General features: G+C 45.0%; 15 protein-coding genes and 1 other annotated feature. Of the genes, 7 read left to right on the top strand and 8 right to left on the bottom strand.

From position 1 onward, the window contains the following. Window positions 1-7 precede the first annotated feature (7 nt). Entirely contained in the window at window positions 8-295 is a 288-nt protein-coding gene (locus tag LQZ07_RS11725; protein WP_040307002.1) for a YcgL domain-containing protein, read from the bottom strand. 113 nt (window positions 296-408) lie between these two features. Here LQZ07_RS11725 and minC point away from each other — a divergent pair, with 113 nt between their 5' ends. Genes minC through minE form a run of 3 tightly spaced genes read left to right on the top strand, consistent with a single transcriptional unit; the run spans window position 409 to window position 2,222 of the window. Next, window positions 409-1,113: a septum site-determining protein MinC gene (gene minC, locus LQZ07_RS11720; RefSeq protein ID WP_152782499.1), complete on the top strand. Its 705-nt coding sequence runs from the start codon at window positions 409-411 to the stop codon at window positions 1,111-1,113. A gap of 30 nt (window positions 1,114-1,143) precedes the next feature. Then, window positions 1,144-1,956 (top strand): septum site-determining protein MinD, encoded by an 813-nt coding sequence (gene minD, locus LQZ07_RS11715; RefSeq protein ID WP_152782497.1) that lies wholly within the window; start codon window positions 1,144-1,146, stop codon window positions 1,954-1,956. A gap of 2 nt (window positions 1,957-1,958) precedes the next feature. After that, complete coding sequence (gene minE / locus LQZ07_RS11710) at window positions 1,959-2,222, top strand: cell division topological specificity factor MinE (RefSeq protein WP_016401092.1); 264 nt, start codon at window positions 1,959-1,961, stop codon at window positions 2,220-2,222. Here the strand turns inward: minE and rnd are convergent. From rnd to LQZ07_RS11675, 7 genes are all read right to left on the bottom strand, one after another. After that, entirely contained in the window at window positions 2,197-3,318 is a 1,122-nt protein-coding gene (rnd, locus tag LQZ07_RS11705) for a ribonuclease D (RefSeq protein WP_152782495.1), read from the bottom strand. The genes minE and rnd overlap by 26 nt on opposite strands. Before the next feature lie 49 nt (window positions 3,319-3,367). Next, complete coding sequence (gene fadD, locus LQZ07_RS11700) at window positions 3,368-5,029, bottom strand: long-chain-fatty-acid--CoA ligase FadD (RefSeq protein WP_249483652.1); 1,662 nt, start codon at window positions 5,027-5,029, stop codon at window positions 3,368-3,370. A gap of 198 nt (window positions 5,030-5,227) precedes the next feature. Further along, the gene (locus LQZ07_RS11695; protein WP_152782493.1) at window positions 5,228-6,112 is read right to left on the bottom strand and encodes an alpha/beta fold hydrolase; all 885 of its coding nucleotides are present in this window, start codon (window positions 6,110-6,112) and stop codon (window positions 5,228-5,230) included. Continuing rightward, on the bottom strand, window positions 6,081-6,344 hold the full coding sequence (locus LQZ07_RS11690; RefSeq protein WP_016401096.1) for a hypothetical protein: 264 nt from the start codon (window positions 6,342-6,344) through the stop codon (window positions 6,081-6,083). Before LQZ07_RS11690 ends, LQZ07_RS11695 begins: the two co-directional genes overlap by 32 nt. A 16-nt stretch (window positions 6,345-6,360) precedes the next feature. After that, window positions 6,361-7,050, bottom strand: a complete 690-nt coding sequence (tsaB, locus tag LQZ07_RS11685) for a tRNA (adenosine(37)-N6)-threonylcarbamoyltransferase complex dimerization subunit type 1 TsaB (protein WP_152782491.1) — start codon at window positions 7,048-7,050, stop codon at window positions 6,361-6,363. Beyond that, window positions 7,047-8,963 carry an ATP-dependent DNA helicase gene (locus LQZ07_RS11680; RefSeq protein WP_152782489.1) on the bottom strand — a complete coding sequence of 639 codons (1,917 nt, stop codon included), beginning with the start codon at window positions 8,961-8,963 and terminating at the stop codon, window positions 7,047-7,049. The genes tsaB and LQZ07_RS11680 overlap by 4 nt, the downstream gene beginning before the upstream one ends. 67 nt (window positions 8,964-9,030) lie before the next feature. Beyond that, a complete protein-coding gene (locus tag LQZ07_RS11675; RefSeq protein ID WP_152782487.1) occupies window positions 9,031-9,246 on the bottom strand; it encodes a hypothetical protein in 216 nt (71 codons plus the stop codon). Window positions 9,247-9,434: 188 nt separating this feature from the next. Continuing rightward, window positions 9,435-9,562 (top strand) — a sequence feature (His leader region). Window positions 9,563-9,583: 21 nt separating this feature from the next. Here LQZ07_RS11675 and hisG point away from each other — a divergent pair. From hisG to hisB, 4 genes are read left to right on the top strand one after another with little or no spacing between them, the layout of a single operon-like run. Further along, window positions 9,584-10,483 (top strand): ATP phosphoribosyltransferase, encoded by a 900-nt coding sequence (hisG, locus tag LQZ07_RS11670; RefSeq protein ID WP_040307005.1) that lies wholly within the window; start codon window positions 9,584-9,586, stop codon window positions 10,481-10,483. Between the two features lie 5 nt (window positions 10,484-10,488). Beyond that, window positions 10,489-11,775, top strand: a complete 1,287-nt coding sequence (gene hisD / locus LQZ07_RS11665) for a histidinol dehydrogenase (RefSeq protein ID WP_152782485.1) — start codon at window positions 10,489-10,491, stop codon at window positions 11,773-11,775. A gap of 1 nt (window position 11,776) precedes the next feature. Then, a complete protein-coding gene (hisC, locus tag LQZ07_RS11660) occupies window positions 11,777-12,835 on the top strand; it encodes a histidinol-phosphate transaminase (RefSeq protein WP_152782483.1) in 1,059 nt (352 codons plus the stop codon). Window positions 12,836-12,883: 48 nt separating this feature from the next. Beyond that, window positions 12,884-13,912, top strand: coding sequence for a bifunctional histidinol-phosphatase/imidazoleglycerol-phosphate dehydratase HisB (gene hisB, locus LQZ07_RS11655; protein WP_152782872.1), 1,029 nt, complete (start codon window positions 12,884-12,886; stop codon window positions 13,910-13,912). The last annotated feature ends 23 nt before the right edge of the window (window positions 13,913-13,935 follow it).

The raw sequence follows: 13,935 nt of genomic DNA, 5'->3' as shown, positions 1-13,935 counted from the left end.
CGTCCCCTTATTGTTTATTTTTAGCTTTAGCCTGGGCGGCCAAATGCTGTTTAAGATAATTCTCTGGAGGTGGTGGTAGTTGTAAATAGTAGCCTTGTTCTTTAAACGCGGCTTCTATAGCGTCGATTTTCACACTAGCAAAATCTTTTGTTGGTCGTTTAGGCACCAACATAACTAGCTCCTTAGCGCCCATTAATTCAATTAACGAGGCCGGAACTTTCGAAAAATCGTCTTTCTTCTCAATATAGAGATAAGTTTGCTGTTTTTTGAGACTTTTATAGACTGCACAGAACATGAAAATGTTAGTATCCTAGGCACTGATCAGGTTATGCTAAAACGCAGACTATATCAGAATATATGGTGTAGCGTCATCGCTCGTATACAAATGTAAAAAGGAATCCGCTGTTCATGTCCGGACAGGAAATAGAGTTTAAAGGGACAAACTTTACCCTTTCAGTCGTTTACTTAGGAAAAAATGATTTAACGTCATTAAATAACAAACTTATGGAGAAGGTGGCACAAGCCCCGCAATTCTTCAATTGTGCACCTATCGTAGTAAATATTAGTGAAGTGGATGATGCGTTTGACTTCGACCAACTTAAAGAAGTAGTTGAAGCTCAAGACTTTGTATTAGTGGGTGTAACTGGCTGTAAAACCGCTGAGCAAAAAACAGCAGCTCGTGCTGCCGGCTTGGCAGTGATGACCAGTGGCTCGCAACAAGCAACCGCTAAACCAAGCAAACCAACAGAAGAAAAAGCCCCCACTCCTCCCGCTGCTCCTTCGGTAGTTCCCAGCAAAATTGTTCGTGGTCAAATTCGCTCTGGCCAACAAATTTATGCGCAAAATACCGACTTAGTAGTGATTGGCTCCGTAGGAAATGGAGCCGAAGTAATCGCCGATGGCAACATACATATATACGGCACGTTAAGAGGCCGAGCCATCGCAGGTGCAAGTGGTAGAAAAGACAGCAAGATTTTCTGCCAAAACTTGCAAGCAGAACTTATTTCAATTGCTGGTGTTTATATGCTGCATGAGCAAATCGGCGAGCATGCCGATTCTCCGCAATGCATTCAAATAGAAGACCATCAAATCGTATTTGGTAATTTAAGTTAACCCCGTTAACGAATTTATAAAGGAAAGATAATGGCTAAGATTATCGTTGTAACCTCAGGAAAAGGTGGCGTAGGTAAAACAACCTCCAGTGCTGCTATTGGTACTGGTCTCGCCATCAAAGGTTTTAAAACAGTAATCATCGATTTTGATATTGGCTTACGTAACCTCGATTTAATTATGGGTTGTGAACGTCGAGTCGTTTACGATTTTGTTAACGTAATTAAGGGCGAGTCTAATCTTAATCAATCGTTGATTAAAGATAAGCGCACCGACAACCTATATATTTTGCCTGCATCGCAAACTCGCGATAAAGACGCGTTAACCAAAGAAGGCGTGCAAAAAGTATTAGACGATCTAGCCGAACAAGGTTTCGACTACATTGTTTGTGATTCGCCAGCCGGTATTGAAACCGGTGCAATCATGGCCTTGTACTTCGCTGACGAGGCGATTGTAACAACTAACCCAGAAGTTTCTTCGGTGCGAGATTCAGACCGAATTTTGGGCATGTTAGCCAGCAAATCAAAACGTGCCGAGCAAGGCAAAGAGCCGGTTAAAGAACACCTACTATTAACCCGCTACAACCCAGAAAGGGTAAATCGTGGCGACATGTTAAGTGTTGAAGACGTGCAAGACATTCTGGCTATTCCTTTGCTTGGAGTGATTCCTGAATCTCCAGCTGTGCTAAAAGCGTCAAACTCGGGTGAACCAGTGATTTTAGACAGCGAAAGCGATGCAGGTTTAGCTTACGACGATGCGGTAAGCCGTTTAATTGGTGAAAGTGTAGATTTCCGCTTTTTAGAAGAACAAAAGAAAGGCCTATTTAGCCGTATATTTGGAGGATAACAATGTCTCTTTTAGACTACTTTCGAACGTCAAAACAGTCTAAAACGGCGGCAACCGCCAAAGAACGACTGCAAATTATTGTTGCCCACGAACGTGGACAACGCAGTGGGCCTGATTACTTGCCTGCGATGAAGCAAGACATTATAGAAGTAATTAAAAAGTACGTAGATATTAACTCAGACCAAGTGAATGTTAGCTTGGACAACAAGAGCGAAGATATAAGCGTACTTGAGCTAAATATTACGCTTCCTGAGCAACGTGATTAGCAAATAAAGGCTGACGCCAACCGGTAAGTAAAAGAGGTAACTCCGCTGCTTGCCGGTCTTCTTTCCAAAGCCAAGACAAATACTGATTAAGCATTTTCTTACTCGCCAATACATCTTCTGGTAACCCTGATTCTTCGGCAACTTTAGCCACTACTTTTTTCAGTTCTTGAATAGTTTTCTTGTAATCTGGGTAATCAACAATACGTTTAATGGCCTGGGGAAAATCTACGGTTTTAGTCTGCTGCCCTTGTTTAACTAACTTTAATAAGCGCTGCCCATGTATCCGCAATTCTTGCGGTGGCAAACCAAGGCGCTGAAGTTGCTCCATAGTACTTGGCTGATAACGCGCCAAAGCCCACAAACTATCACCATGAACAACATTGTTAATGGCTAAATCTCGGCTAGCAGCTTGTTGGGCGCGCCAACGCGCTAATACCTGTAAAACAGCAAGTTGCTGTGGGTTTAGTTTCCAAGCATTCTTAATATCTTTATAGGCTTCGTCTTGATTAAACACCCGCTTTTTAAGCGCAGCTAAACGTGCACTTTCTTCAAGCGCGGCATCAAACCGCCCTTCATCTTTAAGCTGTTGTTGAATCTTTAAATACGCAGGTAAGAGGTAGATAACATCTAAAGCCGCATATTCTAATTGAGAAGAACGTAACGGACGTGCTAACCAGTCGGTACGTGATTCGCCTTTGTCTAATTGAATATCCAACTCTGTATCAATAAAGCGCTGATAACCCAAGCTAATACCGTGACCTAGAAAAGCGGCCCCAACTTGCGTATCAAATACACTAAGACCAAACTTGCCGCTCACACGCTGAATGATTTCTAGATCTTCACTAAAGGCGTGAAGTACCCAGTGGTGCTTGGCCAATGCTTCCCACAAGGGCGCCATTTCTACTTTGAGTGGATCAATCAAATAGCATTGTTGGCCATCAAAGATTTGCAGTAAACCAAGCTGAGCGTAGTAAGTACGAGTACGAACAAACTCTGTGTCAATGGCAAGTACCATTGCCTCTTGCTCATTTAAAAAACGCAACAGAGGCGCAAGTTGCGCCTCTGTTTCTATCATATCGAAGTTTACGTCTGCCAAAATTACGGCGTCCTAGTGGAAAGCATCTTAATAATCACCATTTTACGGTTTATGCCTCTTCACGCAAGGCTCTACGTAAGATCTTACCCACATTTGTTTTAGGAAGTTCATCTCTAAACTCCACCAACTTAGGTACTTTATAAGCAGTAAGAAACTCACGGCAATGCTCGATAACTTGTTTCTCGGTAAGCGACTCATCTTTCTTAACCACAAAAACTTTTACCGTTTCGCCGCTAATATCGTTTGGAACACCTACCGCTGCAACTTCCAGTACTTTGGCATTACTGGCCACCACTTCTTCCACTTCATTAGGGAATACGTTAAAGCCCGATACCAAAATCATGTCTTTTTTACGGTCCACAATGTGGAAGAAACCTTGTTCATCTACTGTGGCAATATCACCTGTGGCAAACCAGCCTCCAGGCATTGATTCTTCAGTAGCTTCAGGGCGCTGCCAATAGCCCTGCATAACTTGCGGGCCTTTAACCAAGATCTCACCTGATTCTCCATCAGCCACTTCCTCTCCATCTTCGCCCACTAGCTTGATATCGGTAGAAGGCGCCGGAAGGCCAATACTGCCGTTATAAGCTTCTAAGTCATAAGGACATACGGTTACCAACGGCGCACATTCGGTTAAACCGTAACCTTCGATCAATCGAGAGCCGGTGACTTCCTGCCAACGCTCTGCAACCGCACGCTGCACCGACATGCCACCACCTAATGAAAGGCGTAAACGTGAGAAATCGAGCTTGGCAAAATCTTCATGATTAAGCAGCGCGTTAAACAAAGTATTCACCCCTGTAATGGCGGTAAATGGGGTTTTAGCCAACTCTTTAGTAAATGTAGGAATATCGCGAGGATTGGTAATGAGAAGGTTCTGACAACCCATTGCGAAAAACACCATGCAGTTAGCCGTTAAAGCAAAGATATGATACAGCGGCAAAGCGGTTACCACTACCTCTTTGCCTTCGCGCAAACAAGGGCCAACAATGCCTAGTGCTTGCAGTAAATTAGCCACCATATTCTTATGTGACAACATGGCGCCTTTAGCCACACCAGTTGTGCCACCCGTGTATTGTAAAAAGGCTAAATCTTCACTTTGGATCTCTGGACGAACATATTGTAAATGCTGACCTTTCGACAATACATAACGTAAGGATTGTGCATGTGGCAAATGATACTTAGGCACCATTTTTTTCACGTACTTAACCACAAAGTTAACTAAGGTACGTTTAGTGGCAGAGAGCTGATCGCCTAAGCGAGTTAGCACTACATGCTCTACCCCGGTTTCTTCAACAATTTCTTCTAGTATGTGAGCAAAGTTAGAGACAATTACAATGGCCTTTGCACCACTATCATTTAGCTGATGCTTAAGCTCGCGTGGGGTATACAACGGGTTTACATTCACCACAACCATGCCGGCACGTAAAGCACCAAACAAACAGATGGGATACTGCAGCAAATTGGGCATCATTAAAGCAACGCGGTCACCCGCTTTTAGCTTTAATTCGTTTTGAAGATAAGCAGCAAAGGCTCGAGATTGTTCTTCGAGGCGGCGATAGGTCATCACCTGGCCCATGTTAATAAATGCTACTCTGTCGGCATGTTTGGCTGCGCCTTCTTCGAAGACATCAAGCAATGTTTGATAACGTGCTGAGTCTATCTCTGCAGGAACATCCTTAGGGTATCGATTAAGCCAAACCTTATCCACGCAGTTCTCCTAAACAATTCAATTACATTAAGTATAAATTGCCCACCAAGTTTATTGTGAATTTTATTATGCACTTGGCGACATGACTGGCCTTAGAGCTTTAGCTCTAAGATTTCAAACGATTGTTTCATACGGCGTTTAAAATAACAATATATTAACATTAAGCGTAGAGTGTAAGTTCAAAAACAGTGAAGTGCTTCAAACAATTGTTTTAATAAAGTCGTGAAGTAACTGAGCTGTAGCATGCGGATTTTGCATATGCAGGTGGTGACCACCACTTAGTAGTTGTGTTTGAATATTGTTAAACCATTGCTGGCGCAAGGCAATGTAATCTGGCTTAAGTAAGGGGTACTCATTTGCTGCCAGCAATAAACAAGGCGTTACAACTGCTTGGCAAATCTGTTTGGCTTGTTCTTCACTAAAACGTAAAGGTGAGCTAAGTTTTAATTTTTCGTCATGCCGCCAATACCACAACCCTTCACGCTGAATAGTAGCGCGCTCTACTAGTAAGCGGCTATTTTCAGTGCTAATAGCGTTAGTTTTAGCTCGCAGGGCCACGACATAATCTAGCTCTGCAAAACTTTTGGCGGGTTTTAGTTGCTGTCTTTGACGAATCGCTTTAGCTAAATGCGTAGACGTTTCATGGCTTGCCAAACTTAAAGGTCCAATGCCATCAATACATATTAAGCCACTAAGTTGCTCAGGAAATGCCGCAGCAAAGCAACTGGCCACAAGCGCTCCCAAAGAATGGCCAATTAAGATAACTGGTTTACTAAGGTTGAGCTCATTTAATGCAACATACACGTCGTCTACGTAGTCAACAAAGTGATAATAATCTTGTCGGTGTAGCGAAAGGCCATGTCCAGGAAAGTCTAAAGCAATACAGTGACTATTTGGTAGCTCGTGAATAACAGGAATGAAACTAGCAGCGTTGTCCATCCAACCGTGCAACATTAATAAACAGTATGGGCTGTCGGTTGTTTGTTCTAGGTAAGCAAGTTTGCTTTTCGGAAGGCTGGATTCACTGAGCATGGATAAGGGAAAAGCCGAGTTAGGCAAACAAGTCGATGCCGAACATTTCATTCACCTGTTGGCGCTTAAGCTGATTAGCAACATCTTGATAGTGAGACACAGCCTCTCCGCCACTGCCAATATTTTGGTCATAGCGGAGCTTTTCCACACTTTTTTCATCCATTACCGCCCATGGCACTACGCCTTTTGGCGCTTGAGTAGCGGTACTTAACTCGGTACTACTACTTGCCTGCTTAACTTTAGGCTGTTGCGGTATGGGCTGGCCAAGGCCCTGAATTTTCAAGTTATTTATCCTTTAGCTATTCTCTACCTGGAAGCTTTTTCCAAGTGACTTTGTCTCGAAGGTATACCGGTTCTGCATTTTCGGCAGCAACAAGGTCGCCACGTTCAAAAGCATATTGAGCATAACTAAGCATATCTCGTGCCGCCGGGTATAACACCGAATCTAGCACGCTTACGCCAGAAAATTGACCACTTAATAGTTCTTTATAGGTTTGCCAACCAGTGCCAACAGCTGTGGCCTTATTGGTACTTGCTTCGAGTAGCTCAGGCTTAATTACTAACTCTTGTCCAACCAAGCGCATCAAACCATCTTCTAGGTGATATTCACCCCAGTATACTTCACCCATGCGTGCATCAATGGCAGCCAAGCAACGCTCTGAGGCATGGTTAACATAAGCCTGCTGCGCCATGGCTTGCAAAGTTGACACAGCAACCATCGGATTATCTGCCCCAAATGCCAAACCTTGCGCGGTAGCTACGCCAATACGTACACCGGTAAAACTGCCTGGTCCGCGGCCAAAAGCAATGGCATCCAGTTGAGTTAAGCTTACACCTGCTTCCGCTAATACTTGCTCCACAAACGGCAAGATCTTTTGAGTGTGGTCGCGCGGGCTGTATTCTTGCTTGCTGATCACTTCGCCCTTCCATTGCAATGCAACAGAGCAGTTTTCGGTTGAAGTATCTAAAGCTAATATATTGGCTGTCATGTTTCCTCAGCGTCTTTTTTAACAAATTCTAGAACTTTTGATAGCTCTCTTGTGCGGGGCATAGCCGGTAAGCTACTAATAAATAAAGAACCATATTCGCGGTTTACTAGGCGATTGTCACAAATAATCACCACGCCGTGATCGGCCTGAGTTCGAATCAAGCGCCCCACTCCTTGCTTCAAGCTTATTACAGCTTGCGGCAAATATACCTGACGAAAAGGATCTCCGCCACGCAAACGGCAATCTTCACTTTTAGCTTTAAGTAAGGGATCATCGGGTGCAGCAAACGGTAACTTATCGATGATGACACACGACAAGGCCTTACCGGGTACGTCTACACCTTCCCAGAAAGTACTTGTTGCTACTAACACGGCGTTGCCATCTTCAACGAACTCGCTAAGCAGCTCTTGTTTGCCAGCTTCCCCTTGCACCAATACCAATAACTCAGTGCGTTGCCTTAGCTCAGCGGCAACTTTTTGAATCATGCGATGACTGGTACACAAAAAGAAACAACGGCCGCCGTTAGCTTCTATTACCGGGGCAAGCTGATCTAGCATCAGCTGCTCGGCATTATGCTGCTTAGTGTCTGGCAAGTAGCGTGGCACACAGAGTAAGGCTTGTTTTTGATAATCGAAAGGGCTGTCGAGCAGCATGCTGCTCGCATCTTTTAAACCCATTTGGGTTTGGAAATGTTGAAAGTTGCCATCAACAGCCAAAGTAGCTGAAGTAAATACCCAAGCGGCGTTGCGATCTTCCACTTCACTATTAAAGCGCTCTGCAATATTTAAGGGCGTAATGTTTAAGGTGAAATGCTGACGCGTAGTCTCGTACCAATAACTAAAACCAGTTTTATCTACGTCCATTACCTTGTCGAACAAACTGCGCATTTTAGCTAAACGTTCGAAACAAGCGTCAGCTAATTCACTGCGTGAAAGCGCCAGCTTGAGCACTTGATAAACAAAGTCCATGTCTTCACGTAAATCTTGCATCATCTCGCCAAAGCGTTTTTGTTTAGCAAGTGGACGCCATTCACCTCGGTCTCGCAAACCTTCAAAAGCGAGTCGGCATTGGCGAATACGACGCTCTAGCTTTTGTGAGGCTTTTTGTAATTGCGCCATATCGCGAAGGTCGGTTTTATAACTCAACTCAATATCGTTACATAAATCGAGGATCTGTCGGCTAGAGAAGTGCTGGCCAAAATAGCTGGCTGCAATGTCCGGTAACTGGTGTGCTTCATCAAAAATAAAGGCATCAGCTTCTGGAATCAGCTCACCAAACCCCGTTTCTTTAACCACCATGTCAGCAAAAAATAAATGGTGATTTACCACCACCAAATCAGCTTCCATGGCGCGATTTCGCGCTTTAACCAAATAGCACTCTTTGTAAGATGGGCAATCGCGGCCTAAGCAGTTGTCGTTGGTGCTCGTTATAAGGGGGAATACGTCTGCCCGCTCAGCCACCGGGCCTAAGTCGCTAATGTCACCACTTTCTTCACCTTGCGCCCAACTTTTGATTTTAACTAGCTCGGCCAAGGTAGCTCTGTCTTGGCCACTGCTGTAGTGCGAAAAGCTGTTTAGCCTTTCAATACATAAATAGTTAGCGCGCCCTTTTAGTAAGGCAATCGATTGATTGTACTTAAGGGCTTTTTGCATGCGTGGTAGGTCTTTAGTAAACAGCTGGTCTTGCAAAGCTTTACTACCGGTACTGATTACAATTTTTTTGCCGCTATCCATAGCAGGAACAAGGTAAGCAAAGGTTTTACCGGTGCCGGTACCTGCTTCTACCAACAAACTGCCGCGGTCATCTATAGCCTGCGCTACTGCGTTGGCCATTTCACCTTGTTGAGGACGAGGAGAGAAGCCTTCAATGGCCTTGGAGAGTAATCCATCTTTGGCGAAATATTGCTGTTTCAATCTAAATTCCGGCAAGCAAAAGTCGCCGCAACTATACCAGCCGAATTAGCCGAGACCAAACTTAAAACTAAACAAACAAGTCAATGTTATGTGGGTCATCGGGATCTGACTTTCTTTTCTGCGCTTGCTGTTGGTCTTGACCAGTTTTAGGCCGCACTTGTATATCATTATGCGCGCTAGTTTTACCCTTTTTAACCACTTTCGTCGTTTTAATAGGCGGCGCCTTACCGTCAGGCTTTGCAGGTGCCCTAGGCAAAATAGGTAGTATCGCATCTTGGCTCACAACTACAGCTCCTTTTATGGCTTCCTTTACTATATTATCGGTTAAATTTTAAACAACTTTAATCTATTCATAAAAAGGCGTTAAAAAAGGTTGCAATTTAGCGCTAGCTTGGTAACTTTATGCCCATTATTGCCATCAAGGCAAAACTCACGTTGACAGGAACGTTACATGATTTTTAACCAACTGAAGCATCACCACCATCATCCAGAATAAGCTTCAGGCGGTTATCTGCTGGAAGCTTGTAAGACGCTTCCGGTGGTAGAATATAACAATATTGCAAACCCCCGGAAGGTAATCCTCCCGGGGGTTTTTTAGTATTATAATTAGGGACATAAACATGACAGAGCAAAAACGACTACGCATCGCCATCCAAAAATCAGGACGTCTAAGCGATGACTCACAGGCACTATTAAAAAGCTGCGGAATGAAAATCAACCTCCGCCAACAACGCCTAATTGCCCACTCAGAAAACATGCCAGTAGATCTACTACGTGTGCGCGATGACGATATCCCAGGCCTAGTAATGGACGGTGTGGTTGATTTCGGTATCGTTGGCGAAAACGTACTAGAAGAAGAAACCATGTTGCGCACCGCGCAAAATGAACCTACCGAATGTGACATTCTAAAACGCTTAGACTTTGGTGATTGCCGCTTCTCTCTAGCAGTAGCAGAAGAGTTCGATTACACCGGCCCACAATGTTTAGCCAACAAACGTATTGCCACTAGCTACCCAGGTATTCTTAAGCGCTACTTAGACGAACAAGGCGTACCGTTTTCAACTTGTATGTTGGCAGGCTCGGTTGAAGTAGCCACTCGCGCTGGCTTAGCTGATGCAATTTGTGACTTGGTATCTACCGGCGCAACTTTAGAAGCTAACGGCCTTAAAGAAGTAGAAGTAATTTATCGCTCACAAGCTGTTTTAATTAAATCTAAAAACAAACTAAGTGACGAGCACCAAGAGCTATTAGATCGCTTGCTAATGCGTATGCAAGGCACCATGGAAGCCAAAGAAAGCAAATACATCATGCTACATGCGCCAAAAACACATCTTGACCAGATCGTTGACTTGCTGCCAGGCAGTGAGCACCCAACTGTATTAGCGCTTGCCGGCGACGAAGATAAAGTAGCTCTGCATGTAGTAAGCACCGAGAACCTGTTCTGGGAAACCATGGAGAAGCTAAAAACCTTAGGTGCTAGCTCTATCCTAGTCATGCCAATCGAGAAGATGTTGAGATAACCACCATGCAAACGGTAATTTGGAAGCAACTTAATTCAGAGCAACAACTACAGGTGCTGTCCCGCCCTGCGGTTAATAGCTCAACCGACATTGCCGGAATTGTTGCCGATGTAGTAAGCCAAGTTCGTGAACAAGGCGACAAAGCCCTAATCGCTTTAGCTGCCAAGTTTGATAACACTGAACTTAGCGCTGTAAGAGTATCTCAACAAGAGATAGAAGCAGCGGAGCAAGGTTTAAGTGAAGAATTTAAACAAGCTGTAGCCCAAGCCAAAGCTAACATTGAAGTTTTTCACCAAGCGCAAAAGCCACAGCCAATTAGCCTAGAAACCCAACCAGGCGTGCGTTGCGAAATGCACTACGCTGCCATTGGTAATGTGGGTTTATATGTGCCTGGTGGCACTGCGCCACTGCCTTCAACGGTATTAATGTTAGCCATTCCTGCCCGCATTGCTGGCTGTAAAAAAGTGGTATTAAGCTCTCCGCCACCAATCGCACCAGAAATCCTTTATACAGCTAACTTATGTGGTGTAGACGAAGTATACGCAGCAGGTGGCGCGCAAGCGATTGCAGCTATGGCCTATGGCACCGAGAGTGTTAGCAAGGCAGACAAAATATTTGGTCCTGGTAATGCTTTTGTAACGCAAGCCAAACAGCAAGTTAGCGGCGACCACGCTGGTGCCGCCATCGATATGCCAGCAGGCCCTTCTGAGGTGTTAGTTATCGCCGACAATAAAGCTAACCCAGCTTTTGTTGCTGCCGATTTACTCTCGCAAGCCGAACACGGCCCAGATTCACAAGTAATCTTGGTGACAACTTCAGAGCAACAAGCCGAAGCGGTTAATCAAGAATTGGCTCGACAGTTAGCGCTGCTTAGTCGTAATAACATTGCCGACCAAGCTTTGTCACACAGTACTGCCATTGTAGTAAACGACTTAGCCCAAGCTGTGCAAGTAAGTAACCTTTACGGCCCAGAGCACCTCATTGTTCAAACCGAGCAAGCACGTGATTTATTGCCAGAGATTGAAAACGCGGGAAGCGTATTTTTAGGTGAATGGACGCCAGAATCAGTTGGCGATTATGCCAGTGGCACCAACCACACCTTGCCTACTTACGGCTACACTCGCACCTACTCTAGCCTTGGCACCCTAGACTTTATGAAACGTTTCACTGTTCAAGAGTTAAGCCAGCAAGGCCTAAAAGACTTAAGCCGTGCAGTAGTGCCTATAGCTAACGCAGAAGGACTAGACGCTCACCGCAGAGCGGTTACTCTGCGCCTAGGCGAGGAGCAATAATATGTCGGTTACATTATTAGCCCGCAAAAAAATTCAGGCGCTAGTGCCCTACCAAAGTGCTCGCCGCATTGGCGGCAGTGGTGAAGTGTGGCTAAACGCCAACGAAAGCCCCGATGTTAGCGACTTTAGTTACGAAGGCGATGAACTAAACCGCTATCCAGAGTTTCAACCAGAAGCTTTAATTAACGGTTACGCTGCTTACGCAGACGTTGAGCCTAATCAAGTGTTGGCTAGCCGCGGCGCCGATGAGGCGATTGAAGTACTAATTCGCGCATTTTGTGAGCCTAACGAAGACAGCATTACCATTTGTGCACCTACTTACGGCATGTATGCGGTAAGCGCCGAAACCATTGGTGTTGAGATAAAAACCGTTGCTCTAGATGCGAACTTTGATCCCGACTACGCGGCACTGGCAAAAATAGATAGCAAAATTATTTTCTTATGTGCACCCAACAACCCAACAGGCAACATGCTAGATGACGCCAAGTTGTGTGAGTTGTTGCAGGCACAAAAAGATAAAGCGCTAGTTGTAGTAGACGAAGCCTATATTGAGTTTTGCGAAGAACTTAGTGTAGTTAAACTGCTCGGCGACTACGACAACTTGGTGATTACTCGCACCTTATCTAAAGCCTTCGCTTTAGCTGGCTTACGTTGTGGCTTTACCGTTGCAGGTCGTGAGGTGATTGAAGTAATGAGCAAAGTGATTGCCCCTTACCCTATCGCCCGTCCAGTTGCCGAAATCGCAGCAAAAGCGTTAAGCCAAGATGGCTTAAAAATTATGCGCGAGCGTGTTGCACGCTTAAACGCTATTCGCAGCCAAGCGGTTGAAGATTTGAGCCAACTTAATATTGTGCAAGAGATCTTCCCTGCTACCGGTAACTACATACTGGTACGTTTCGACGATTCTGCCCGAGTATTTAAAACATTGGGTGAACAAGGCATTGTACTGCGTGATTTCGCCAATAAGCCGCGTTTAGAAAACTGCATTCGCATTAGTATTGGCAACCAGCAAGAAGTGGCCGCCACCGTATCAGCAATTCAAGGATTGGAGCGAACTTAAGTGAGCCAAGTAAAACAAAAGATCTTATTTATCGACCGTGATGGCACCATGATCGACGAACCTATCACCGACAAACAGGTTGATAGCGTAGAAAAGGTAAAGTTAGAGCCTCAAGTGATCCCGGTATTGCTTAAGCTACAAGCCAATGGCTACCGCTTAGTAATGGTAACCAACCAGGATGGTTTAGGTACCGACAGCTTCCCCGAAGCTGATTTTCACCTAGCTCAAAACTACATGATGGATATATTCGAATCACAAGGCATTAAGTTTGACGACGTACTGGTATGCCCGCACTTCGACGAAGATAACTGTAGCTGTCGCAAACCCAAGCTTGGCTTGGTTAAAGACTATCTAAAAAGTGGCGTGATTGATTTTGCCAACTCTTATGTGATTGGCGACCGCCACACCGACATGCAGCTAGCCGAAAACATGGGGCTAGAAGGCTTGCAATATCAACGCGACGGCCTTAACTGGATAGCGATTGAAAAGCAGCTTACTCAACAAGGCCGCAAAGCCAAGGTTGAGCGCATTACTAAAGAAACCCAAATTAGTATCGCGGTTGATTTAGACAACGCAGGCGGCAGCCAAATTGATACTGGCCTTGGCTTTTTTGACCACATGCTAGATCAAATTGCTACCCACGGCGGTTTTCAGCTCAACTGTAAAGTTGTTGGCGATTACCACATCGACGACCACCACAGCGTAGAAGACACCGCCATTGCCCTTGGCCAAGCACTTAAAGAAGCGCTAGGCGACAAACGTGGTATTGGCCGTTTTGGTTTTGTACTGCCTATGGACGAATGCCTAGCCCAATGTGCACTAGATTTAAGCGGCCGTGCTCACCTAGAGTTTAAAGCCGACTTTACCCGCGACAACATTGGCGACTTTGCGACTGAAATGGTGCCGCATTTTTTCCGCTCACTAAGCGACGCAATGGCCTGTACCTTACACCTAGAAACCACCGGCAAAAATACTCACCACATGGTAGAAGCCCTGTTTAAAGTATTTGGTCGTGCACTAGGTCAAGCCATTGTTAAATCGGGCGATGCAATGCCTAGCAGTAAAGGCACACTATAAGCGCCTGCTTTAAAGGATAAGAG

Source organism: Agarivorans sp. B2Z047, from assembly GCF_023373605.1.
In the GTDB taxonomy this organism is placed as follows: Bacteria; Pseudomonadota; Gammaproteobacteria; order Enterobacterales; family Celerinatantimonadaceae; genus Agarivorans; species Agarivorans albus.
The sequence above is the reverse complement of the archived record's forward strand: the minus strand, read 5'-3'. Positions and strand labels throughout refer to the sequence as shown.

What these genes read in the sequence shown, in the direction of transcription:
- LQZ07_RS11725 (WP_040307002.1), bottom strand. Translation starts at nt 295, where the DNA reads ATGTTCTGTGCAGTCTATAAAAGTCTCAAAAAACAGCAAACTTATCTC.
- minC (WP_152782499.1), top strand. Translation starts at nt 409, where the DNA reads ATGTCCGGACAGGAAATAGAGTTTAAAGGGACAAACTTTACCCTTTCA.
- minD (WP_152782497.1), top strand. Translation starts at nt 1,144, where the DNA reads ATGGCTAAGATTATCGTTGTAACCTCAGGAAAAGGTGGCGTAGGTAAA.
- minE (WP_016401092.1), top strand. Translation starts at nt 1,959, where the DNA reads ATGTCTCTTTTAGACTACTTTCGAACGTCAAAACAGTCTAAAACGGCG.
- LQZ07_RS11695 (WP_152782493.1), bottom strand. Translation starts at nt 6,112, where the DNA reads ATGAAATGTTCGGCATCGACTTGTTTGCCTAACTCGGCTTTTCCCTTA.
- tsaB (WP_152782491.1), bottom strand. Translation starts at nt 7,050, where the DNA reads ATGACAGCCAATATATTAGCTTTAGATACTTCAACCGAAAACTGCTCT.
- hisG (WP_040307005.1), top strand. Translation starts at nt 9,584, where the DNA reads ATGACAGAGCAAAAACGACTACGCATCGCCATCCAAAAATCAGGACGT.
- hisD (WP_152782485.1), top strand. Translation starts at nt 10,489, where the DNA reads ATGCAAACGGTAATTTGGAAGCAACTTAATTCAGAGCAACAACTACAG.
- hisC (WP_152782483.1), top strand. Translation starts at nt 11,777, where the DNA reads ATGTCGGTTACATTATTAGCCCGCAAAAAAATTCAGGCGCTAGTGCCC.
- hisB (WP_152782872.1), top strand. Translation starts at nt 12,884, where the DNA reads ATGATCGACGAACCTATCACCGACAAACAGGTTGATAGCGTAGAAAAG.